Here is a 22,596-nt window from a genome sequence, read left to right as displayed (position 1 = left end):
CATCAGCGAGTCCGCAGCACCTCTGCAATCGACGAGAGCCCGTCCCTGTCAGTGATGCACTACATCGCATTGGCAACGCTCGCCGCCGCGTGGGGGACCGCACAAGCCTCCTTGATGATCTCAAGCTGCTCTTTGTCCAGATTGTGAACAAGCATGCAATTTTGGGTCCGACTCAATTTCTGTGGCGCCTTTCATGCCGAATGCTGAAGGCGCGCCAGGAGCAGATCGATGCCTGCGGCTCCATACATCTGTCGTTTCAGCAATTTCAGCCGGTTGATCTGACCCTCTGTCTGGCCGTTGGACCAAGGCTCACGAAGCGCTGCGGTAACCGCGTCGAGATCGGCAGAGAGGCCGCGCGAAAATGACGCCAGTCCAGACGCCTTCGCCTGATCTAACCAGTCAGCCAGCCCGTCTTCCTCGCCGCTGCGGACCATGGAGGTAAAGGCATCAAGGAGCCGACGATCTTGCGCCAGTTGCGGCAGAGCGTTTTCAACCTGAGCGACGAATATGCTGTCGGCTTTCGAGAGGTGATGCCGACCAGAGGTCATCATGCGGGCGATCTTGCGACTCGGAGGGCATTTGCCTGTGCCCTGCGGGATGGCGGCCTCGGCTCGGCGCTGGCGTGTGGCCCATTCCCCGACCACGCGGAGACTTCCTTGGAAACCGTCCGCTCGCAGCCGGCGCCAGAGTTCAGCGCCATTGCGACATCCCTGCTGCCAATACTGCTCAAGCTGCGGGAACCAAGGGGTTAGGCTGCTTTGGCGTAGCCTGAAGACGTCTTCCCGTTCGCCGCGCAGGACGCGCGGGACCAGGCCTCGGCTTAGACCAGTGACCCGGACGATCCGCTTGATAGGCACGCCTTCGGCACCCATCCGCTGGATCAGCACGTTGGTTTTCTGGCGCCGTTCAAAGCCTTCGAATTGCAAACGTTCCGCCGACGTCAGAATACCGGAATCCAGCTCGGCGTCGCAGACAGTTCTTCGTATGGCCGGGATTGCGCGACGGACGGCGGCCAGAAATGCATCGCTTGCGTTCTGCAGAAGGTGCCAACGGTCGGCAACCTGGGTCGCATAAGGAAGCGCTTCGGAAATCGCCTGTCTGTATCCGCCGTTCCGGTCTCGCGCGACGATTTCGATCTGCGGATGCTGGCGCAGCCATGCAGCGACTGTCGCAGGCTCGCGATCCGGCAGCAGGTCGATGACGGCACGCCGTTCGAGATCGCAGATCAGCGTTCCATAGCGCTGTCCTTTGCGCCAGGCCCAATCGTCGATCCCGATGACGCGAGGTTCATGGCCCTTGGTCCGAGCACCTGACGCAGCCCCCCGGAGAAAGGTATCCTTGCTCACACCGAACCGGAGACGGCGTCCAAGTGCCTGAGCTGGCCGACCGCCCAACGCGCGACCGAGGTAGGCAACGAGGTCCTGAAATCGACCGGTCCGACGACCATAACGGCACGCAAGGTAATCTGGGACTTTCTCGCTGAAAGTCATGATGGAACATTGCGACGTAACACAGCGGAACCGTCGCACCGACAAGCGCACCTGAACGGAGCGACCATGCGCTGGAAAGTCTTTGAGGTGCCGGACGTAACGTCCATGCTGACGAGTAGACCGCTGTCCGCAACCCGGGCAAATCACTTCTGCGCCCGTAACCTCTGCGTTAATCGCGAGGGTCGCGCCGCCCACGTAATATCCGGTGGCGCGAAGCCCTTCAGGCAACAGCTCGGTATCAAAACGCTTTGTCATGGTGATCATCTCCTCCAGCATGTAAGCCAGATGTAGGAGTGGGGCCGCCAAAAATCACACAATGTGCGACAGAGCCGACGAAAGCTCTGTCGGGTTTGCTGTGGAGGTCCGGATAGAACTGGTGGCAACTAAGCCAGAATAGACCCTGCACCATCGAGACGAAAAAAAGGGCCGCGCGAGGAATCGCGCGACCCTTGTGGTAAAGTATGAGGCTTCGATTATTTAGCGGGCACCATCGCTTCGATCGAGATATCGATCGCAACCTCATCCCCGACAAACGGAGCGAACTGGCCCATGTCGAAATCCGAGCGCAGCAGCGTGGTTGTCGCGTCAAATCCGGCCCAGGGGCGATTTTCCATCGGGTGATCGCCCAACTGGTTCAGTGTGGCGTCCAAAACGACAGACTTCGTAATGCCGTTCATGGTCAGATCGCCGGTGATCTTTCCGGTCTCTTCGCCGGTTATTTCGATCGACGTTGAGGTGAATGTCACCAAGGGATTCGCTTCGGCGCCGAAGAAATCTTCGCTCAGAAAATGCGCTTCGCGGGCGGGCCAGCCGGTGATGAGGCTCTTGGCGGGAAATGAAACAGAGACGCTCGATGCTGCCGGGTCTTCTTGGTCCAGCTTGATACTGCCTTCGAACCCAGAGAACATGCCTGTGGTGGTCGAGAAACCCAGGTGATTATAGCTGAACACGATCTGGCTATGGGATGGATCGAGCACATAGGTCATCGTTTCAGCCTGCGCCGCAGTCGCGAGTGTTGCGCCCATTGCCGTCGTAAGAAGGAAGTTTTTCATCTAAATCTATTTCTCCGTTTGAGATGCATACGTCACGTCAGATGCACCTAATTCAGACGCGAAAATACGCAACTCTCTACCTTCAAACACACTCTGTGCGTTATCGAACAGCGTGCAGAATGTTTACCAGCAGGCACAAAGATATCTGCCCAAAGAAGCCCTGAGTTTCATCTCGAAGACTTCGAATAGCGCCTCAAACCGTAATCTCTCAAGTATCCATTCATTTCTGACCTGTAGTGAGGGTCTGACACGACAAAGGAATGACAACTTTGAAGAACTTTAAGTTCGCCCAATCAAGATGGAGGCGGACTCAGGCGCAGGTGCAGCGAACGGCAGCTTCGTCTACATAGCCAACTCGTGTCTCTCGGATGATGCTGTGAAGGGTCATGAAGGACCGTTTTGAATACCTGCGCCGCAGAGATGACCAGGGGCGAAGGTCCGGTCTAGCCGCAGAGCTGTGGTCAACAGAAAGGCACGAGCTATGGGTCTTTGTTGTGGAGCAACATGAACAGTACCAACGCAGGGCCATGGTTTAAGCGCGACCGATCGCGGTGATCCAGAAGTTGATCTCTCGAAATGGTCTAGTCAATCTGGCAAAGCGCAGAATAGGCCACTTGGATGCGAAGGTTCGGGGGGATATAGTTAGGTCTTTCATCGCTCAGCAATCCTGCGAAAGTTAAGTTCTGGTTTCCGCCTCTCCTCTCTGCGGTCGCGGCCAGGGAACTGGCAAGCCGGGCGCAAAGACGCCCCGCACGAGGGCGAGGCCTGTCGCCTCAATCGTCCCACCGGGGCGCAAGGCTCGATGGCGATACAGTCCGGCCATCAAGCTGGGCAAGCGCAGCGATGCGGCGATCTCGGTCTCGCTCAGCGTAATTTCCGCCGCCGTGAGGTTCTCGGCGAGCCGCTCCGGCTTGGCTGTCTTAGGCAGGGCGATGACATTAGTCTGAGACAGCAACCAGGCCACGGCGATGGAAGCCGGGGTGATGTTGTGTGTCTCAGCAATCTCCGTGCAGCACCGGGTCCGTCATCACCTTTCCCTGCGCCAATGGAGCGTAGGCTGTTGGCGGCAGGGCCACAGCGTCCATATGAGCGCGCAGATTGCGCTGATCGATACAGGGATGCATCTCGACCTGATTGGTCGCCAGCGGGGCTTGCAGGATCGTCGCCGCCTCCTTCAGCATCGGCACCGTGAAATTCGACATGCCGCCATGGCGTACCTTGCCCTCGGCGATAAGCGCGTCGAGGACGGGCAAGGTCTCGCTCAATGGCACCTCACGCGAGGGCCAGTGCAGCAGCAGCAGGTCGATGTAGTCAGTCCCAAGCGCCTTCAAACTCGCCTCTACCGCTTTGCGGAAATTCCCGGCAGCGAAGTCGTGCGGCAGGATCTTGGCTGTCAGGAAGACCCGATCGCGCGGGGTCGCGGCAGCACGCAGGCCTTCACCGACCTCGGCCTCATTTTCGTAGGCCTACGCGGTGTCGACATGGCGGTAGCCTTCGGCGAGAGCCGCCTTGGTGATCTCGCGCGCTTTGCCCGCATTCATCTTGAAGGTGCCAAGGCCAAGCGCTGGAATTCCTGCGGGGCCGATATGGTCAATTGTCATGCGATGTCCTTTCATTCAGCAGCGACTGCGCGCCGCGGAGTTGCGGCGTTGTCCAGCCGACCCGACAGGCGGGTCAGCGCAATGCCGATGGCGACGATCAGCGCGCCGAGATAGGGGGCAGCGGCAAGGCCCATGCCTTCGACGATCAGCCCGCCGATCCATGCACCAAGTGCGATGCCGAGGTTGAAGGCGCCGATGTTCAGGCCCGAAGCCACATCGACTGCTTCCGGCGCCACTTCGCGAGCAATCTGCACCACATAGGCTTGCAGCGGCGGCACATTGGCGAAGGCAAAGCCACCCCAGACCGCGACCACCGCCACCGTGGCCACTGGCGACGTCAGCACCAGACCGAGGCCCAGCAGCACCACAGACAGGCCCGCAAAGATCACCGTGAGCGCCGGCACCGGGCCGATGCGGTCCGACAGCTTGCCGCCAAAGATGTTGCCCGCCGCGACCGAGGCGCCATAGAGCAGGATGATGACGCTCACGCTGGTCGCGCCGAAGCCGGTCACATCGGTGAGCATCGGGGCAAGATAGGTGAAGGCGACGAAGTTGCCGCCATAACCGATGGCCGTAATCAGATAGACCAGCAGCAAGCGCGGCGAGGTCAGTACGCGGGCCTGGGCGCGCAGACCGGGGGCCGCGCCCTGCGGCAGGTTGGCAGGCACCAGCAGCGCCGAAGCCACAAGCCCAATCAGGCCAAGCGCCACGACCCCGAGGAAGGTCGCCTGCCAGCCCCAGGCTTGCCCGATCCAGGTGCCCAGTGGCACACCGGTGACCAACGCTACGGTCAGACCGAGGAACACCAGTGCGATTGCAGAGCTTTCCTTGTCGCGGCTGACCAGACCGGTGGCAATGGTCGAAGCGATGGCGAAGAACACCCCATGCGCCAGCCCGGTGATGAAGCGCGCGGCGATCAGGCTGCTATACCCCGGTGCGAAGGCGGCAAAGGCGTTCCCGGCGATGAATAGCACCAGCAGAGACAAGAGCAGCGTCTTGCGTGGCAGGCGCGCGGTCAGCGCCGTGAGCACCGGCGCGCCGATGGTCACGCCGAGCGCGTAGAGGCTGACGAGCAGGCCCGCGGAGGGCAGGCTCACGCCAAGGTCGGCGGCGATGGTGGGGATCAGGCCGACGATAACGAATTCGGTCGTGCCGACGGCAAAGGCGCTGATCGTCAGCGCCCAGAGGGCAAGGGGCATGGCAAATCTCCTGTTTTGCTTGTCCCGACCCAGATGGACGGGATAGGTTTTTGCGTGAACAGACGGGTTTGCAAAGGGTCTTTGCGCAACATGCACGAATTGCCCCAGACACGGGAGCTCGCGGCTTTTGCGGCTGTGGTCGAGGACGGCAGCTTTGCCGAGGCCGGGCGGCGGCTGGGGGTGGCTCCCTCGACCCTGTCGCGCACGGTCACGCGGCTGGAGACGCTCTTGAACGTCACCCTGCTGCGCCGCTCCACCCGCGCGATCGAACTCACGCCCGAGGGGCGGCAGCTGTTGGCGGCGGCGCAGGAAATCCTCCGCCAGACCGAGGCGCTGTCGGACATCGCCCAAGGCAGCCGCACCCCGCGCGGACCGCTGAGGGTGAACGCGCCGGTGCCCTTCGTGCTGCATGCCATTGCCCCGCGTCTTGAGGAATTTCACGCGCGGTATCCGCAGGTGGCGGTAACGCTGGATATGACCGACCGCCCCGTGGACCTGATCGACAGCCACGCTGATTTGGCAATCCGGTTCGGGCCGCTGAAGGACAGCGATGTGCTGCACCGCAGACTGGGGCGCACGGCGTGGAAGCTCTGCGCCGCGCCCGCCTATCTGGAGCGGACGGGCTGGCCCGCGGGGCCTGCGGATCTCGCGGGGCTGTCACAGGTGGGTTTCACCGCGCCCGCGCATATCAATCGACTGGTGTTCAAGGACATTGGTGAGGTGACGCTGCCCACCTCTGTGCAGGCGGAGAACGGTGAGGCGGTCCGCGCGCTGGTGCTGGGCGGCATGGGGGTGGCGCGGTTTAGCGATTACATGGTGGCTGATGACCTTGCAGCAGGACGGCTGGTAGAGCTGTTCCCCGGCCAGCTGGACACGTTCCCGCTCGACGTCACCGCGCTCTACCTCACGCGCACCGCCGGCCTGCGACGGCTTGCCGTGTTTCTCGATTGGCTACGCGAGGTGCTGCCGGACGGGGGTTGAGGGATCTGGCTGGTCGCGCTGCTGGGGGGGGGCCTGCAGGATACCTGGCAGTCAAGAATATCCATGCAGGCCCTGCCGCGTGGTCCCGCCGAATGGACCAGAGCGCGCGGAAAGTTCGCCAAATAGTTTAGTGCTTATTCCCATTGCTGGGGCAGGCGACATGCCCCTGCTGCTTTTTTCTGCGGCTTGCTGATCCGTTGGGAGCCCGCCGTCAATTGAACGCCAAGCGCTTAATACACTGCGCTTCTAAGCCTCTTGCGCGTTTGGCGCGGCCAGCTCCAGCCGTAGTTATCCACACCCAATACTGCGGCGACCCTTTTTCGGGGCAACGCTCGGAGCGATTTTGGTTTTGCTAGATAAACGATCAGCGTTCGCCGTGGATCAAGAATCCGCGATAGGGCCAACTAGGAAAACTGCAATGATGAAACGTCGAGCTCGGACCGATGAGAAAACGAAGCCGCGGAAGGTGTCCCTGACGGATGCTGAGTGGCACGAAATTAAACGGCAGGCCGATAGGAAGGGCGTATCACGATCAAGGTACATCGCCGAACGAACATTGGTATCCGGTAGGCCCACTAGTGCCAGTGGGGATATTTTTGACTTGCTCTTTGCATATCGCGAAGCGGTTCGCGTATTGGACGCTTTGCTTGAGGCCGTCTTTGCCTCACCAAACGAGATCGACATTTTGTTTGTCATGCAGAGGCTGGATCGGCTTAACGAAATCCTCTGGCGTGGTCTCCAGTTTGGCGCCGGAAACGGCTGGACGGACGGGAGCGATGCGCTGTGAAGCTGCTCTGGTCGCCTCATTCTACCGGGCCTGCGGCTCGCGTGGTCAGCTATCTGATGTCTGACCGCCACGTGGCACAGATCGCGGGGACGCGGGAGGTGGTGCTCAGGAAACCCGTGCCGGAACTCATCGCGGGGGACGGGCATCTGGTCGCTGGATGTATTGAGGCGCTGGAAACGCGCCACCGGTACAGCTGCGCCACATTGTCGTTTGCTCCAGACGAAATTGATATGGTCGCGTGGCGGTCAGGCGACCCCGAACTGAGGCGGAAAACCAATGCCGCTTTGGCTCTCTGGGCGGAAGTGGCCTGGTCCGGCATTGCGCCGGAGGCGCGCCCGCCAATGCTGGCTGGCACACATCTCCATGCCGGTCACCTTGAGATTAATATCTTGGTACCACGGGCGCTTTTCCGAAAAGTTTACGGGAAGGTCGTGCCGCGGGCTTGGAACCCTCATCCACCAACCGGCGAGAGCTGCAGGATCTGGGATGCGTATCAGGATGCGGTCAACCATGCCTATGGATGGCATGACCCTGGGGATCCCCATAGGACGGCAGCGATCGGCGGTCCCTCGTGGGTGCTCAAACGGGCTGCAGCCTTGGATCGCTGGGCGGGCTGCCTCTTTACCCCTGATGGCGACATCGCTGGTGGGGACGCTGATCGCGTGGCTGCCGAGGACCCGAAGGTCCAGATCATGCTCGCGGCCCGCATTCTGGCACGCTGCGGTGTCGGCAACCGCGAGGCGCTGTTGGCCGGGATTGAGCCCGTGCTCGCCGATCTCGGGTGGCGCATCGATCATCTCCGCCCCGATTCCATCGCCCTGTGCTCGGAGCGTGAGGAACGTGATCAGCGGTTGATCCTGCATGGGGCACTTTGCCATCCGACCCCGCCTACACCTGACCCAGCCATGGTGCTGGCGCGACAGCGCATCCTTTCGCTGGCTTCAGGGCATCTGGCTGAGGCGATGAGTCGGCGGGCGGATGATGCACGCCGCATCCTCCACCGCGCATTCTGTCGGCCACCTGCTCCAGCGGACCCTATGGGCATCCTGCGCGGCCCGAGTCCGACCTCTCACTCCATCCGGGATCGCCTAGCTAGGCGTGTCAGAGATATTCTCGATCGGATCGCTGCAATGCTTCAGCAGGCCCAGGTCACGGATGCCTTGACCCGTTGGGCTGAACGTCCCGGCGGCGGCTTCGGGGCAGCCCGCGACCAGATTTCGGAACTGGCGAATATGCCGCCCATCAACATTCCCGACTTCCACAATCCACAGCAAACACCGGCACCCTCGGCCGAACACGATATGGAGACCCCGACACCATGACAGATACTGAAATCCTTTACCGCGACCTGCGCCGCCTCTTGGATGCGATTGAGGCGCTGTTGGAGCGCGGTGCGTCACCGATCGCCGCTCCGATTGAACAGATGCTCGCAGACCTTCATGCGATCCAGACCGATCTCGAGGTCTGCGCCACCGCGATGTTCAGGACCGCCGAAGCTGTCCAGGCACTTGCAAACCGCACCGATCCGACGAACGAAATCGCCCGGCTGCATCGTCGGCTGGACAAGATGGGGGTCCCGGAGTGCTGAGGACGGGTGCGACACTCGTGAAGGAGGTAGAGTCTGCACCCAGCCTCTACCCTTCTTTAGGCCCAGACGCGCAGAAAAGACTGAAAATTGTGGATAACCTCTCCGGTGCGTTGTCGCTGCGCATAAGTCTAACCTGCGACAACAACGGATGGGATCGACAATTATGAGCCGGAAGGCCAAGCACACTGACCGGGAGCTGGACGCACTCATCGCCGACTTCTTCGGCACGGCAGGTCGCAAACCGACATATTCGGAAATCAAGGAGATGTGTCCCCTTGGCGTGTCCAATGACAGGATTTCGTCGGCGCTGAGCCGGGCGGAAGATAGGGGCTACGTCACCGGCAAGGCAGATGGAGGCGATAGTAAAGAATTCCCTACGGCCGCGCTGGTGGAATTTCGGGCAACGTTCGAAGAAATCTGTCAGGAGGTCGAAACACTCCGCCAGAAGACTCGGAGGCTTGAGACCGAGAACAGTAACCTTCGCGCCTCACAGGAACGCCTTCTCGCCAGGCAGTCGGCAGAGATCGCCAAGGCTGTGGAAGAAGTGCGGCAGGAAGCGGAAGGGCACCTCAACGCTATGGCGCGTGCATTTCTTAAGGTAGGTCTCGAAGGCTGATCGCGCTCACCTGCGAGGGGATTGGCCTATTCCACCGTAAGGACGCCCTCTACTAAAAAAAACTGCAGAAGCTCCGAAGAGCCAGTCTAGCTCCAGTTCTGACCGCTGGACGCAGCGCGACCGGGAAGCATTTCAGGTAGAGGCATCGTCTGGTCCACTTCACTCGTGGCATTGTCAGCAAACCACCTGAGACGGATCAATACGGCCTGAATGGTAGGCGCCCACGTCACCCGCCCGTTCGAACTCGAAACTGTCGTGGGGGCGGCGCCACAGCCCTAGGATTTGAGCTAATTCAGAACACCCGGGGCAAGAGATCGATTGCCGCTTTCTTAAGGTCGAACGGCATCCCATTCACATCCCCATACACCTCCTCGTTGAGGTCCGCCCCGGCGTGCCCGAGAAGGTCAAGGCGGACGTCTTTCAGGACCTCTGGCCGTACTTTAAGAGCCTGATTGAAACTGTGGCGCAAGCTATGACCATCGAGGCCTTTTGGGTTGCCATCCAGCTGACACTCGCGAAGCTTCCGCCAGTTGTATCTCAGGGCAGACATGAACTTTTTCTTGGCGCTGGTCGGGCGCAGTTCGGGAAACAACAACCTCTCCCCTTCGGACATCGTCCGGTCGCGATGCTCCAGCAAACCAAGCTCGAGCAAATGCTCATGGATCGGGATCAGCCGCGCGCTGTGCGCGTTCTTGATCCGGCGTTCCTCATGAGAGCGAATATCAAACCCGTACTGGCCATCGACCTCAACGATCGCATCCACGGTCAGACCGGCGACTTCTTCCATCCGCCCGCCCGAATAAGCGACCATCAGTGGCACGAAAAACAGTCCATCTTTGATGACTTCATTACCGCGTTCATGCCGCCTGCCGTCACTGCGGCAGCCCTGCCAGACGGGATGCTGAAACAGCGCATTGATCTCGTCAGGCTGGAAAGCAGAGCGCTTGCTGCGGGCGCGCACATCCTCCCGCCGGCGTAGCAGTGAGGGATCAAGGTCGACATCTACGGCAGACCGCTCGTTGGCCCGCGCATGCTTCAGCACAGCACCAATTTGATCAAGATACGAATTATACGTCGAGGGAGCGCGACCCAGTTGTTCATCTTCCAATTCCTGCGCTTCAGTCTCGAGATCCGCCCAGGTCAGGAAGGCATCGTCTCTTCGTTTCAAGAAATTATTCCTGAGGTCCTCAATCCGCTCTTCGAAGATCCGGAAATGATACTGTTCCACCTCCGTGACGGTCTGGATGCCTGTCAGCAAACAAAACGTCTTCACCCGAGAGCGCCGCTGGTCGGCGGTTTTGTCGTCCATTTCGCCCTTTGCCTGCGCGATCTTGATGCTGCGCTCGCAGGCGCCCGCGATGTCTACGCCGTAAGGCTGTTTGGCGGGCGAACGGTGTAGCGGTTCATTGCAGTCTCGCGCTGCCTCGAACTGCTCCGTCAATCTTTGGATGGTCAACGGCTCCTCAGAAAGCTGAACGCCGGGAGTCAGACACACGGGAGTAGGCTCAGCAATCGCATGTTCAGGTTCGATCTGTTTCGCCGCAACGGCAACATTCGTTGGTGGTGCCGTAGTTTGCGGATTAGCGGCCTCCTGCATTGGGATGCCTTCGGTCACGGGCTTCGCGATCTCGCGGAGCATGCTCTGGTACGTTTCACGAACAGACACCTTGTCCGTATCAAGGCAGTCCAGAGAGGCAAGCCGCGCCTGCAGATAGACCTCCATGATCTGAGCGCGATGCTCCATCGACTTCGGAATCATTCCTGTCGCCCTGGTAAACTCCTCTGTCAGTGCATTTATCGTTTCCGGCGCCGAAAGCGCATGGCCCTCTGCTTGGTGACACCGCATAACGTTCGCCAGCATGTCGGGCGACCATTCCGGATTGATTTGGCTAGGCGGAAACGCTTTCCCAATGCCGTTCTGCAAGAGAGAAGCCAATGCAATCCGGAGAGGCTCACGGTTTTCCGGAGCGGCAAAACCGGACCGGCCCAAGATCCATTCAAGCCGCCGCTGACGACGCGATTCCTGAATCGACTGCGTCAACCGCACCTTCATGTAACGGTGCAGCAGATCTTCTGGGATCTCGTCCAAAACAAAGGTAAACGCATCCAGCACGTTTTCGAACTCCATGGTCAGCATCCCAACACATGTAAGCGCAAGATTCGGGTCTTTCGTCCCTAGCGAGACCAAGACGGGCGAACGAGATGTGGATAACTCAGGGATACGCCGACGAAAATAGTATTGTCCGCGTTGCTGGTAGAGGTAACTTGACAGGGACATGCAATCTCCGGGTTTCGGAGAGCCTACTTCGATGGGTGAAAAGGAGCAGAGGCAACCCGATGTGCAACCTCGTGTGCAACCAAATCTGCCAACTCGGGGGAACAACATCGGAGCCAAACACGAAATGCGTTTATTCTCAGATGCTTACCAGAAAATTGGCTCCGGCGGTAGGGATCGAAACAGCTTCGACAAGGGCATACAAGACTGGCAGAAGATGCACATAAGCCATTGCAAATAAATTATAAAAGCAGAGACCAGAGCCGAAAAACTCGAAAGATGGTCTGCCGAAAGCATCACTCCATTTTGAGAAAAGGATGCGATAAGGGTGCGTAAGGTCTCTGCGAATTTGTCGTATCGATACGACAAGCTGAGCTGTTTACTACTTTAACATGCGAATCAACAAAGAGTTGAACAAAATTTCCACGATCCACCTTTGTCTCACATGAACTGATAACCGATTTCAAAAAACGGGTTAAAGATTGTGGGTATTTGGAAAATTTTACTTGGTCTCGCCGTCTGAGCGAATATTCCCCATTCTAATGAACAAGTAGCTCGACCATTTCGCAGCCGCCGCAAAATCAGCCGAGAGAGATCGGCCTCATACCGGACACTCGCAACAATTTTGTTCGCCGCGATGGGGTTTCCGCAAACCAGCCATTCGCGAATTGTGCAGCATCAAACGTTGAGGGTGGCAAGTGTTAGAGTGCCACGATACGTTCTCCCTAAGGTCTAGTCAGTAATCTCAAGCGTGGGGCGATCATTGGAAGACTTCGAAGAAAGTTACAAAGATGCCGTCGAAGCAGGACGGCGCAATCTGCGGGCAACCAAACTACTTAGCAATTGGTGCTATCACGCCGAATTTGTTCGATCCGCAGGTCGAGGAATGATTGAAGCTGCGACCGGGTTGCCAATTGGACAAATGGGTGTTCAATGCAAATTTTCCAAAAAGAACACAATGCACTCTTGGCTTTTGGAAGATTCCGCATACGATTTCTATTTAAACAACTGCAAGGATTGTTCTGAGCGAGTTGCTGTCGGTATCCCTAATATCATGGAGTTCATCACTCCGCGTGAAGAAGCTGCAAGAGTTCGAAAGCAGGCTCGGGAAGCCGAAGACTCGAAGCGCAAAGCAGAGCAACAGTCACGGCGTGAGGCAAGGGCGCTCCTCCGGGATCACCTGAAAATAGAAGAGACATTCGTCCTCGATCTGTTGGACGAATTGGATGAAGACGATGTCGATCGAAATGATCCACGTCTAGAGCAACTGGCAAATCTCGCTCCCGAGTCATTCACGCGGCAAATAATTGACCATCTGTTGCCGCATGTTTTGTATCAGCAGCTCCCGTATTCGACGCCTGGCGCTAAGGCACTTCTGCGCACGTCTCTCGAAAAAACAGAGAAAGTTGCAGTGGCGGTCAAGTTGGTGGGCGGATACGACAAGTCATCCGATGCGACAGCAGTTGTGCTTGAACATGCCGACTTGCTTTCTAGTGACGATCTCAGCAATGTTCTTCGCCGTTTCACGTCCTTAGCACTAGGTCCTCCCCCTGGCATACATATGGGGGGTAACGATCCCGTTCGTTTAGATGCGACACCTGTTAAGACCCTATACTCCAAAAGGCGAGCTGACATTTGCGATGTCGTTGAAAAGCTCATTGGCGACACCAACCCCTCAAAGATTGGAGCCGCGGTAGAGATCATACTCTCCGTACGGGATGATGATCTCCTTCAAAAGCATTCTAGAACGATCTTTGCCAAATTGATGCGGCGACGAAACCTTCTTCCGAGTGAACGTAGAGACAGTAGTGTACTATACTATCTTCGCGAAGCGGCCTCTCGATGCCTTGATCTTTTCCCAGATGAGGCTGACCGCATAATTCAGTCATTTCTCGCCGACGGAGATGACACGGGAAAGAGCGAAGCGTTTCGAATTTACCGGTCCGTCCTTAAGAACAAATACGATCAAGAGATCGAGATCGGTGATGCGCAGCGGATTGCCTTCAAAAGACTGCTGTGGGCGGCAGTGGAAAATCCAGATGCTCAAATGGATGATGCGACCCAATTTTTTCGGCATTCATGGGATGAATTTGCGCCTTTGGCAGTTGAACACTTCGATGATTTGATCGGTGCCGCTGCAACTCTCAGCGAGAAATATGAAGCAGTTGGAACGAAGAAATCCTTGGAGGTTACTAGCGATACGCTCGCGCAGATGGATATCCGCAGCAAGCGCACAGCAATTGATAGTTTGCAGGGTGCGCTGATCGAGTGGGCAGCGGTTGGCGCTCGCACTAAGGGGCGCAATGGAGTTCAAGAGTTTTTGGACCTTTATCGACGCTTACCCGAAGACCAAACTCAAATGCGCGGGAACATGATTTCTCACGTTTCAAAACTACTCTCAGGCGTAGAAAGCCTGAATTGGGTCCTTTCTGAATGGTACAGAGCTCTTATGGATGAGAGTACTCTGGTTCGAGCAAGCGCTGTCCAGGCTTGGGGAAAAGTACCTTATGATCTTGTCGAGCATTTTCCAGATTTGTTCTTTGAAGCGTTGGCCGTTTCTTTCTCTGACCCCTATGTGATTGTTCACCGGAGTGCAGTTCAAGCTTTGCGGCGTAGGTCGATACCCAAAGATAAACGCGAATTGGTTAAGAGCAGTATTTTGAACCTGATTCTTCACTATGCCAACGAGGATAAAACGAACGAATTTACCGTCGATTGCATCGACGCTCTGGCATATTTGTGCTTGTCGCAGGATGAGCGGCAAGGAAGGTTCGGAGAAGTCCTGACCGGCATCCTGCTTACTCTTGAGGGTGCAGCTTTGTACCGAGCAGTTGATCGATTGTTGTATGGTTTTCGGGATGTGCCGGGGTTCGCCAAGGTAGCGCTTAAAGCACTGCAGGATGACTACACTCGCTCAATATCTACAGACGATTGTGTGGCCGCTATCTTACGAGCTCCCCCTGAAGAGCTGCGGGAAAGCACTGCAGAGCTAGAGAAAGCGTTTGAGGCGCTTAAGCCATTCAGAAGAGAAGACTTTCTAGAAACCATCTTCTTGGCTGCTGTGTTTTCGAGAGCGGGCTCATTCAACGTCGGTGCTACAATGTTCAAACAATTGCTAGCCGAAATTCCGAAAGAAGAACGAAACGAGCTTTGGAGGATTGAAACAGCGTTGGTTACGACAGCTCTGGAGATTGAACACGCCATTGGCGATGCCGAAGAAATTTCCGATTTAAGTGAGCGTTGGGCTGGGATCGCAGCTGACCTGGAGAATGAGAATGAAGAACGAGCTAAACTTCGAGATTTTCCGCCGCGCTTTCTCTTCGAGGATTGAAGTAGCTGCTGCCGTCGGCAGCGCCTTGCAGCCGCCTTCGAATAACTTGGATCGCTTGAAGACGGCCGTCTCAGGGTTGGAAGTCGAGGTTTCAAAGCTCGGCCAAGGCGAAGTTGAGAATCAATATCGAGCTTATCTCGCTGGCGTGGGTCTCTTTGTAGTGTTGGCAGAATGGAAACATGCGCTGCGAAGCGCAGAACCCGATGCACAGCGCTTCATATCTTCAGCGAAGATCAAAGCTTCTGAAATGGATGTGGCCGCAGCATATGGTGGAAGTACCCGACTCTCTAGGTTTCTCGATCAGGTTGAAGCACTTGTTGACAGTGAAGATTTGAAGGACCTTGTCTGCCATTTGTCTAGATGGCAGCTTCCTTTACCAATGTTTGTCGAAGTTCCGAACCAGGGCCATACAGGTCTGCGAGTGCCGATCTCCGACAAGGCTGCCCAGAAGCCGGAGAAGCTCGATACGACAGTTGCCTTCTTAAAATTCGACATTGATGGAGAGCCTGCTCAAAAGTGGAATTATATGGTTCCCGGCACTGCCTATGACCTTACAATCGAAGTTCGTGTATCAAACTGGCCCAAAGGAGCACACACACTAGACTTAATACCGGTCACTGTGGAAACTCGGGAGCAAGAATGGCTGCCAAAATTCAGATTTGAGAGGCCTGAAGGAAAAGGACCGTTTTCTCTCACGGGTACCAAACGGGCGATTTTAGAGGTAGCCCATTCTTTTGGATCGCGGCCTTACGAGTTCAAGTATGCTGCGGAATTCGACGATACATCGTCTTGTCGTAAGGTTGCGATAGTCGGGCACCGGCAACTCCGCCTGGAAGGCACCGATGTTGCTTCTAATCCGTTGACGGGCTTCTCAAATGTAGATCAGCATCTATTGGGTTTGAGAGATAGACTGCGCAGCTTCCCTGGCCTGCACCCGAGTGACCTTGCCAACACGATGGTAGTTCTTGGTGGGCTGGGTAACATCGCAGCTCAAGCCCTGAAGCAGGGAACATTTTCAGCTGGTACCTCCGAACGCTTGTTCCAAGAGAAGGCGACCGAATTGCTGCGGAATAGGGCCGAAATTGGCGAAAACCTTCAAGGTCACCAAGAGGCTGCGGGCGGGATCACCGACCTCACATTCATGGATGTTCCCATCGAGCTTAAGGTTGAGAATGACAAAGTTCTCTATCCAAACGACTTCAAAAAGTACTTCGATCAAACAGCGGCTTATGCTCTTGGGCTCGGCAAGAGAATTGGTGTGCTTGTTGTTCTAGAAACGTCGGAGAAAGCTGCCCCAGTGGGAGCGCCGGAGGACGATATTGAGTTTTTTGTTCATCAAGTCGGTCAATCAGCTATTGCAATAGTTGTTGTGGTTGTTAGAGGCGGTTTCCCCAAGCCAAGCGCCTATTCAAAAGGTGTTAGTTCAAAGAAAAGATCATGAATTCGGCGGACGCCCTGTGGGGGAGAAAACAAGGGGGACGAGCTCTGGATGTACTTCCTGAATGTCTGCTTTGTCTGTATCAAGCATAAAATTTCGCGAAAGCAGCGAATGTCGGCAATCCGCCCTTCCTCCCTATGGTCTTCACAATCGCGGCGTAGACTGAGGGTCTGTAACGAACGATAGGATGGTCGCGTAGATGACTCTCGCGCCGTAGCACGTGCAACGGGAACGCCCCATCGGACGGCAAGGTATCTAATGTCAGGTGCAGAACGTTAGTTGGCTCCGCTACCAGTCGCGACCCGCCTGCTATTACCTTCGAACTACTATAACACCACAGGCTATCCTAAGCCGGCCCAGGTCCCGCTAAGCTCAGAATGGAGCCTCCTAAGGGTGCCGAAACGGCTGAAACGACACCGTTGCTATTTACTCGCCAGCTTTCAGCTACAGAACAGTATTCAGGTGCATACCTTTCTTATCTAGCCAAGGGCCCTAAAAACAGACAGCACTGCCCCTTCTATAGACATGAAATCCCGTAGGGATGATCGTCTAACGGGCTGCAATCCAGGATGTTTAGAACTGATTTTTTCTTCTTCTTAGCACTCGTTTCACTCGTACAGAAGGATCAATTGGGCTGATGTAAACCTTCGATCCTTCGAACATGTGAGCATAGCGAACATGAATTTTTATACCCTTATAAGTGTGTTATAAGTACTTCGACTTATAACCATTCGCTACGCTCATGAATATTGTAAATTTTGAATCCTAATAATCATTCAAACTCTCTATTTCTGAAGCCTCACGGCTTCTAAAGGTTTTAATAACCCAACCCCTTTGGGGTTGCTGCGAAGCAGCTTTACGAACGTACAACGTTCTAAGATTTAAAGAATTTATTTTAAGTAGATACGCTTGCGCACTGCACGAGGAATCACTTCTTCGAACAGTGCTTAGAATTATAAAAACTTGTCGGTCTTTCGGTGCTGCTGACGTTACAGTATCCGGTTAGGGGTGAACTACTTCGGGTTTCGAGGCAACGGCCTCTTACCTTAGGGGACGCCCAGCCGGGCCGCCTCCCAAGCTAGCAGGACCTCAACCGTCCATGAACAGTAACCACGAACACGTACGTAGATGGGGCGAACACAAGTCGCTGAAGCTCCCACCAGTACCCGGCGCGTTTGATATTGAACTTTCCGCGCGATCGCTTCCTTCATATTTGCAAGCATTTTCTCAATGCGAGCATTATACAAACCCCTCTTGGCATTGATATACCAAACGCTGCCAACATATCTCATGATGAGGCCCGCGCTAAGCCGCTTCAGGCAACCTTCGATGTCTTCAACCCTGTTCCCCCGGGTCAATGCCATTTCGAAGTATTTACGAGCTGGTGCGCCCCCTGATGCGCAAGCGGCATTGATAGCGAGGGCCAGCTGATGATCACTGCCACGCCACTTCTTATAGCGCTCGCGTTCTGCGCGGATATCCACTGTATTATTTGTGTGGCTTTGATTTGTAGTCATATAAATTCCTTTCCAGTCAACGAGCCCCACAGGACCCAGTAAAAAAACTGACCTATCTGTATTTAGTAAAATGAAAATTTCAGGCTGCAGCACAGTCGAAATTGGGCGACTTACTGCTCCAAAAAGCTAGGATGCAAACATGCGAGCTATACTGAGGAAGAAGCTTAAGCGCGCACGAATCGCTCAAGATTGACTTTTTCAAAGTACCACAATTATCTATTTAATACAATAGCTTATGTAATTTTCTGGATTTTTTTTTGAACTGCAACGAACCGCTAAAATTCAGCGCTAGACCGGGACGACTTCTAGAGCGTGGCTATCATCTCTCCAACGTCCATAAAGGTATACCCCGACGGACAGGGTCATTTGCGCCCCTGCCCTGTCCGAGAGCATTGGTTTACCTCATCGGACATGCTAATATACGGACATGACCCTAACGGACGATTCTGTAGATGCATCAAACAATTCTGTACGCCCGAGTATCAACCAACGACCAAACCGCCGAACATCAACTTTCCCATGCAAAAAACGCGGGGTTTAATATTGACCGCGTCATTACTGACGATGGCGTTAGCGGCGTTTCCATCCCCTTCCGTGACCGGCCTGAAGCCAAGCGACTATTCGACATACTACGTGCCGGTGACGTGCTCGTTGTGCGATGGGTGGATCGACTGGGCCGCAACTATGATGACGTTACTACGACGATACGGGCCTTCATGCGGAAAGGAGTAATCATCCGAACTGTCATCAACAACTTTACGTTTGATGGCTCTACGACAGACCCGGTCCAAAAGGCAGTCAGAGATGCTCTCATTGCATTCATGGCTGCGACCGCACAGGCTCAGGCGGAAGCCACCAAGGAAGCCCAGAAAGCCGGCATACTTCACGCGAAAACTGACAAAACCAAGTACCGGGGGAAGAAGCCAAGTTTTGATCAGGCAACGCTTGAGAAGGTGCATAAGCTACTAGAGTTGGGAAGCTTTTCGATCAGCAGCATTGCACGTGATTGCGACCTCTCACGCCAAACCGTTTTGCGAATTAGGGATCACCCAGAAAAAGCACAGAAAGCACTGAACAGGTGGTCTGCCAACTAAGCCTAAATTCAAGCCTCAAAAGTCCTTTAGGACCGTCTAGAATATCGCGCCCTTCTCAAGCTGGCTGAAGATGCACTCAGGGACTGACACCTACCCATGTTTGACCGACGTGGATAAAGTTAGTCGCGAGAACACCTAGTGACTGACCTACAAACTGCCTGTAAACTTAAAGACACCTTCATACTGAAAGCGATGGTGCAAAGAAACTGGCGCAATGACTGAATCGTGAACAAAGCGGCAATTCGCGGCGGTTGCGCCAAGGTTTTCCAGTCCAAGATCAGATGTTACTGCAAACACTGTCAAGGCTCTGGAAAAGCACCGAATGCGAAAAGCTACAATCTACTCATAATCTTATGCGGCCATTTGCCAATCAAACGTCTCTGGAAAACTTGAACCCTCGGGTGCCGTATCAAGCCTAACATCACTTCGTCTTCCAGCAGGCCTTTTTTCGAAAGGTAGGTTTCTGCGCTTTGTATTGTGGCATTTTTCTTGACTATATTTGCAATGTCACAAATTGCTGACCCAAATCCTATTGGGACTGTTTCATCCTGTTCGTTTGGTTCCCACTTGTGATGCTGATCAATCCTAAACCAATGCTCCGGAATCTTTAAGCAACTTGCTAAAAAGAAGCCATTACCAGCCATGGGCCCGTATCTATTCATGACCATTTCCTCTGTCGGAGCCTCGGGCAGGTGCCCGAGGCAACTCACCAGAAGTGCACCCCTTGCGATATGTGTTGAGCGATTTGAGACACTAAGCAACTCGCCTGAAGCACTTAACTGCTGGAATCTCTGCATCGACTGATCTGATAGGCTTTGCCAGTAAGCACGAACTGGATCGGGAACAGCAAGCTTGTTGCTACGAATTGCATCGATGACTTCAATTAACATGAATCTACGAAGCCCCAAAGCAGAATGCTCAAATGTCACATTGGTGGCTGAACCTCTCTTGGGCAACCTTGGCATCAGCCGTTTCAAACCCATCAGCATCTCTGAGTATTCCAGAATTCCGATGACCATAGTTGCCGCTAGTTCAGGTTCGACTTGGGCGGCAGCAGCATTGTTTGTGAGTGCGAGCAAACCCCAAAAGTCTGAGTGCACCTCCCCGAGTTGCAATCTTCGTATGTGATCAAAGCGTTTAGCAAATTTTGTGCCTAGCAATATGTCGCCCAGAAACTTACCTTGCTGGTCAAACTTCTGAACGCACTCAGGTTTAAGAAACCGCTCATGCTTTACTTCGTTAAATCGGCCTGGTTCCAGCCTGTGTTCATCGTACTTAGCATTTACCCAGTCAATCACTTCTGATTGATGCTCACTTCGGCCTGCTGCGAGATGCCCCAACTCGTGCCCCACCACAAAAGGCAGCACGAGATCAGCCAGAATACCATCAAACAAGCTCTGTTTAGCGGCCATTGGTCTTGGTATGTAAGGCAACTGGCCATTTGCTCGAGCGTAGGAACGCAATCGATCGTTTGCCTTCTTGGCGACAAGTAACGCTGTTCCTGGTTGACCAGAACTGTGAAACGCCTCAGACGCTCTGATCATAAACTCCACATAGGGAAAAATTGGTCGTTCAAGAAGCAGGTTCTTGGCCAAAAGAAAACTGACGGCGTTAGCTTGTTCGACATCCAGTAAGGCAATCCGCTTTTCACCAAACGCAAACGAAGTGCTCGACCATTCAAGTGTGGAAACAGGGACCAAATTTTGGTCTTCCCGATCAAAATTATATTCGGAGGTCAGGAAATCTATAGTCCTCCTGATCGACACTCTGTCACGCAATCTCACCCGTCCAGCAGTTTTTCGACGGTATAGTGACTTAAGCTTCCGACGATCAGCTACCGATAAGCCACTATAGGTGCTCATCTAATGCGGCCAGGAACTCCTTCAATTGTGAAGGCTTCAGGTTTTTCATCCGGATAGTTGTGTCACCCTTTTGAATTTCTAGCTCACCCCGCTTTGCAACCAAGTAAGTGAATACTGCGGAAAGCACAGGTGCCAAGTAAGGTTTGATTTCAAGGACCCACGCTCCGACGGCAGCGCCGTCAAAGTTGTCAGAAATAGTTGGTGCGGTAAGGTCAGCCTCTGGCTCTAGTGCTTCGGCAACTCGAAGCTCCTTCCAAAAGGTCTGGAAGTCAGCCACCAAATCTGACCGAACTCGCAACACAATCTCAGCCAAATTATTGCTCCATAAAGGTATAATTTCGATTCTTACAGCCTTGGGTCAACTAATTCACCCTCTTACGCCACTACCGCCAATGCTTGTGCGGGTTCAAGAATTTTTTTTGAAGTGTGTCGAGTAGCGACCGAAGTGCTCCCCCCCGATAGCGCTTCCGCCCCTAAGTTGGGCGTACAGTGGGCCACATCGGCGAGCTGGCATTGGATAAAGGCAGGCAAAGAACTTTAGAAGACGACTATTCCTGGGGGGATTCATGCGAAAAAGGAGTAATCATCCGAACTGTCATCAACAACTTTACGTTTGATGACGCAACGTCTTCCCTGGTCCAGAAAGCATTCGGGGATGTTCTCATCGCCTTCGTGGCAGCGACCGCACAGGCTCAGGCGGAAGCCACCAAGGAAACTCAGGAAGCCGGCATCCCTCCTGCAAAAGAGGATAAGACCAAGTATCGTGGGAAGAAACCAATTTTTGATTATGCAACGCTCGAGAAGGTGCAAAGGCTCCTAGAGATGGGAAGCAAATCTATCAGCAGCATTTCACGTGCTTGCAGCCTCTCACGCCAGACTGTTCTCCGGATTAGAGATGACCCTGGAAGGGCACAGAAAGCACTGAACAGATGGTCAGCTAACTAGCCACAAATGAAAGCCCAAAAGTCCTTTAGGACCCTCAACGGTATTGCACTCTGGTTTTAAGCTGGCCAAACTTGCTGTCAAAAGTTCAGAAAGCCCAGTATGTTAGATAATCACATATTAGCAGATGCAAGTGACGCGCTTCAAGAAAGAGCCGCGTCTTTGCGGGCTGCGAAGTTCTCAGTTCCTGTCGTCAAAAATTTCACCTTCGATCAACTAAGGGGCGGACTGGAGAAAGATGTTATTAAAGCTTGGTTGCACGACGTGTTCGAAGCCAAAAAACCGCTATCTTCCATATACAGAATCTCCGTAGAGAGCATAGACGCGGCAAGGCTTATCGCAGACGCGTTCGACGCTGAAAAGCGTTCGACCTCTTTCGCCCTACCACGAAAAAATAAGGTGCCAGTAAGCCGGACAATTTACGTCGGAAGTTCAAGAAATATTGCCAACAGACTCTGCCAGCACCTAGTTCATGGCCCCAACGGTACTTACGCCCTACACTTGGCAAGATGGTGTCCAGCTGGATCTCAGCAGCTTAAGGTCGAGATACAAGTTCCTATTGGCGAAATGCCCGCCGAATTGGTTCAAACCGCTGAAGATGCACTCTGGAACCGATACCAACCCATGTTTGGCCGGTGCGGAGCACGATAGTCGCGAGAACACCTAAGCGCAGGAGTTACAAACTGCCTCCACCTTAATGACAGGCACGGTCTTTCAACAAAATTGGTTCAATGACTTAGCTTCGGACTTCACTGCCGTTCAAGTCATCAAGGACAATTACCGCCTTCAATGCGTTGTATCAATTGATCGGGCGAGCGCGCCA

The 22,596-nt window shown here is 54.7% G+C and carries 18 protein-coding genes and 1 pseudogene; 9 read left to right on the top strand and 10 right to left on the bottom strand.

Annotated elements, in window-relative coordinates; translation table 11 throughout:
- Positions 1–191: 191 nt before the first annotated feature.
- The 6 genes and pseudogenes from ACGYLX_RS10355 to ACGYLX_RS10330 form a co-directional block, all read right to left on the bottom strand.
- On the bottom strand, positions 192–1,745 hold the full coding sequence (locus ACGYLX_RS10355; RefSeq protein ID WP_394393602.1) for an ISL3 family transposase: 1,554 nt from the start codon (positions 1,743–1,745) through the stop codon (positions 192–194).
- A 218-nt stretch (positions 1,746–1,963) separates the two neighbouring features.
- Positions 1,964–2,542, bottom strand: a complete 579-nt coding sequence (locus ACGYLX_RS10350; protein WP_394393599.1) for a YceI family protein — start codon at positions 2,540–2,542, stop codon at positions 1,964–1,966.
- 676 nt (positions 2,543–3,218) lie between these two features.
- Positions 3,219–3,506 carry a hypothetical protein gene (locus ACGYLX_RS10345; protein ID WP_394393597.1) on the bottom strand — a complete coding sequence of 96 codons (288 nt, stop codon included), beginning with the start codon at positions 3,504–3,506 and terminating at the stop codon, positions 3,219–3,221.
- Between the two features lie 31 nt (positions 3,507–3,537).
- Positions 3,538–3,993: pseudogene (locus ACGYLX_RS10340) on the bottom strand (aldo/keto reductase); the annotation flags it as partial.
- Positions 3,994–4,008: 15 nt separating this feature from the next.
- Positions 4,009–4,143, bottom strand: a complete 135-nt coding sequence (locus tag ACGYLX_RS10335; protein WP_394393594.1) for a hypothetical protein — start codon at positions 4,141–4,143, stop codon at positions 4,009–4,011.
- Positions 4,144–4,154: 11 nt separating this feature from the next.
- Complete coding sequence (locus ACGYLX_RS10330) at positions 4,155–5,342, bottom strand: MFS transporter (RefSeq protein WP_394393591.1); 1,188 nt, start codon at positions 5,340–5,342, stop codon at positions 4,155–4,157.
- 90 nt (positions 5,343–5,432) lie between these two features.
- Between ACGYLX_RS10330 and ACGYLX_RS10325 the strand changes: the two genes are divergently transcribed.
- From ACGYLX_RS10325 to ACGYLX_RS10305, 5 genes are all read left to right on the top strand, one after another.
- Complete coding sequence (locus tag ACGYLX_RS10325; RefSeq protein ID WP_394393588.1) at positions 5,433–6,323, top strand: LysR family transcriptional regulator; 891 nt, start codon at positions 5,433–5,435, stop codon at positions 6,321–6,323.
- A 418-nt stretch (positions 6,324–6,741) separates the two neighbouring features.
- On the top strand, positions 6,742–7,110 hold the full coding sequence (locus ACGYLX_RS10320) for a hypothetical protein (protein WP_394393585.1): 369 nt from the start codon (positions 6,742–6,744) through the stop codon (positions 7,108–7,110).
- Positions 7,107–8,432, top strand: a complete 1,326-nt coding sequence (locus ACGYLX_RS10315; protein WP_394393582.1) for a hypothetical protein — start codon at positions 7,107–7,109, stop codon at positions 8,430–8,432. The genes ACGYLX_RS10320 and ACGYLX_RS10315 overlap by 4 nt, the downstream gene beginning before the upstream one ends.
- Positions 8,429–8,698 carry a hypothetical protein gene (locus ACGYLX_RS10310; RefSeq protein WP_394393579.1) on the top strand — a complete coding sequence of 90 codons (270 nt, stop codon included), beginning with the start codon at positions 8,429–8,431 and terminating at the stop codon, positions 8,696–8,698. Before ACGYLX_RS10315 ends, ACGYLX_RS10310 begins: the two co-directional genes overlap by 4 nt.
- 163 nt (positions 8,699–8,861) lie before the next feature.
- Positions 8,862–9,314, top strand: a complete 453-nt coding sequence (locus ACGYLX_RS10305; RefSeq protein ID WP_394449258.1) for a hypothetical protein — start codon at positions 8,862–8,864, stop codon at positions 9,312–9,314.
- A 292-nt stretch (positions 9,315–9,606) separates the two neighbouring features.
- Here the strand turns inward: ACGYLX_RS10305 and ACGYLX_RS10300 are convergent, their stop codons facing one another.
- Positions 9,607–11,592 (bottom strand): DUF6538 domain-containing protein, encoded by a 1,986-nt coding sequence (locus ACGYLX_RS10300; RefSeq protein ID WP_394393574.1) that lies wholly within the window; start codon positions 11,590–11,592, stop codon positions 9,607–9,609.
- A gap of 760 nt (positions 11,593–12,352) precedes the next feature.
- Between ACGYLX_RS10300 and ACGYLX_RS10295 the strand changes: the two genes are divergently transcribed.
- Positions 12,353–14,920, top strand: coding sequence for a hypothetical protein (locus ACGYLX_RS10295; protein WP_394449255.1), 2,568 nt, complete (start codon positions 12,353–12,355; stop codon positions 14,918–14,920).
- The gene (locus ACGYLX_RS10290; protein ID WP_394449252.1) at positions 14,865–16,361 is read left to right on the top strand and encodes a hypothetical protein; all 1,497 of its coding nucleotides are present in this window, start codon (positions 14,865–14,867) and stop codon (positions 16,359–16,361) included. Before ACGYLX_RS10295 ends, ACGYLX_RS10290 begins: the two co-directional genes overlap by 56 nt.
- 1,043 nt (positions 16,362–17,404) lie before the next feature.
- On the opposite strand, the gene ACGYLX_RS10285 is transcribed toward ACGYLX_RS10290, so the two are convergent.
- Entirely contained in the window at positions 17,405–17,875 is a 471-nt protein-coding gene (locus tag ACGYLX_RS10285; RefSeq protein WP_394449249.1) for a hypothetical protein, read from the bottom strand.
- A gap of 452 nt (positions 17,876–18,327) precedes the next feature.
- Between ACGYLX_RS10285 and ACGYLX_RS10280 the strand changes: the two genes are divergently transcribed.
- On the top strand, positions 18,328–18,969 hold the full coding sequence (locus ACGYLX_RS10280) for a recombinase family protein (RefSeq protein WP_394449246.1): 642 nt from the start codon (positions 18,328–18,330) through the stop codon (positions 18,967–18,969).
- A gap of 332 nt (positions 18,970–19,301) precedes the next feature.
- Here the strand turns inward: ACGYLX_RS10280 and ACGYLX_RS10275 are convergent, their stop codons facing one another.
- Both ACGYLX_RS10275 and ACGYLX_RS10270 read right to left on the bottom strand, forming a co-directional pair.
- Positions 19,302–20,831, bottom strand: coding sequence for a hypothetical protein (locus ACGYLX_RS10275; RefSeq protein WP_394449243.1), 1,530 nt, complete (start codon positions 20,829–20,831; stop codon positions 19,302–19,304).
- Positions 20,818–21,144, bottom strand: coding sequence for a hypothetical protein (locus ACGYLX_RS10270; protein WP_394449240.1), 327 nt, complete (start codon positions 21,142–21,144; stop codon positions 20,818–20,820). The genes ACGYLX_RS10275 and ACGYLX_RS10270 overlap by 14 nt, the downstream gene beginning before the upstream one ends.
- 176 nt (positions 21,145–21,320) lie before the next feature.
- Here ACGYLX_RS10270 and ACGYLX_RS10265 point away from each other — a divergent pair, with 176 nt between their 5' ends.
- Positions 21,321–21,776 (top strand): hypothetical protein, encoded by a 456-nt coding sequence (locus ACGYLX_RS10265; protein ID WP_394449237.1) that lies wholly within the window; start codon positions 21,321–21,323, stop codon positions 21,774–21,776.
- Positions 21,777–22,596: the final 820 nt, after the last annotated feature.

Source organism: Sulfitobacter sp. 1A13496 (assembly GCF_043557225.1).
Classification (GTDB): domain Bacteria; phylum Pseudomonadota; class Alphaproteobacteria; order Rhodobacterales; family Rhodobacteraceae; genus Sulfitobacter; species Sulfitobacter faviae.
Note: the sequence above shows the minus strand (reverse complement) of the source record. Positions and strands in the feature narration are given on the sequence as shown.

Coding starts and splice junctions, on each gene's coding strand:
- ACGYLX_RS10355 (WP_394393602.1), bottom strand. CDS start 1,745: ATGACAAAGCGTTTTGATACCGAGCTGTTGCCTGAAGGGCTTCGCGCC.
- ACGYLX_RS10350 (WP_394393599.1), bottom strand. CDS start 2,542: ATGAAAAACTTCCTTCTTACGACGGCAATGGGCGCAACACTCGCGACT.
- ACGYLX_RS10335 (WP_394393594.1), bottom strand. CDS start 4,143: ATGACAATTGACCATATCGGCCCCGCAGGAATTCCAGCGCTTGGCCTT.
- ACGYLX_RS10330 (WP_394393591.1), bottom strand. CDS start 5,342: ATGCCCCTTGCCCTCTGGGCGCTGACGATCAGCGCCTTTGCCGTCGGC.
- ACGYLX_RS10325 (WP_394393588.1), top strand. CDS start 5,433: ATGCACGAATTGCCCCAGACACGGGAGCTCGCGGCTTTTGCGGCTGTG.
- ACGYLX_RS10320 (WP_394393585.1), top strand. CDS start 6,742: ATGATGAAACGTCGAGCTCGGACCGATGAGAAAACGAAGCCGCGGAAG.
- ACGYLX_RS10310 (WP_394393579.1), top strand. CDS start 8,429: ATGACAGATACTGAAATCCTTTACCGCGACCTGCGCCGCCTCTTGGAT.
- ACGYLX_RS10305 (WP_394449258.1), top strand. CDS start 8,862: ATGAGCCGGAAGGCCAAGCACACTGACCGGGAGCTGGACGCACTCATC.
- ACGYLX_RS10300 (WP_394393574.1), bottom strand. CDS start 11,592: ATGTCCCTGTCAAGTTACCTCTACCAGCAACGCGGACAATACTATTTT.
- ACGYLX_RS10290 (WP_394449252.1), top strand. CDS start 14,865: ATGAAGAACGAGCTAAACTTCGAGATTTTCCGCCGCGCTTTCTCTTCG.
- ACGYLX_RS10285 (WP_394449249.1), bottom strand. CDS start 17,875: ATGACTACAAATCAAAGCCACACAAATAATACAGTGGATATCCGCGCA.
- ACGYLX_RS10280 (WP_394449246.1), top strand. CDS start 18,328: ATGCATCAAACAATTCTGTACGCCCGAGTATCAACCAACGACCAAACC.
- ACGYLX_RS10275 (WP_394449243.1), bottom strand. CDS start 20,831: ATGAGCACCTATAGTGGCTTATCGGTAGCTGATCGTCGGAAGCTTAAG.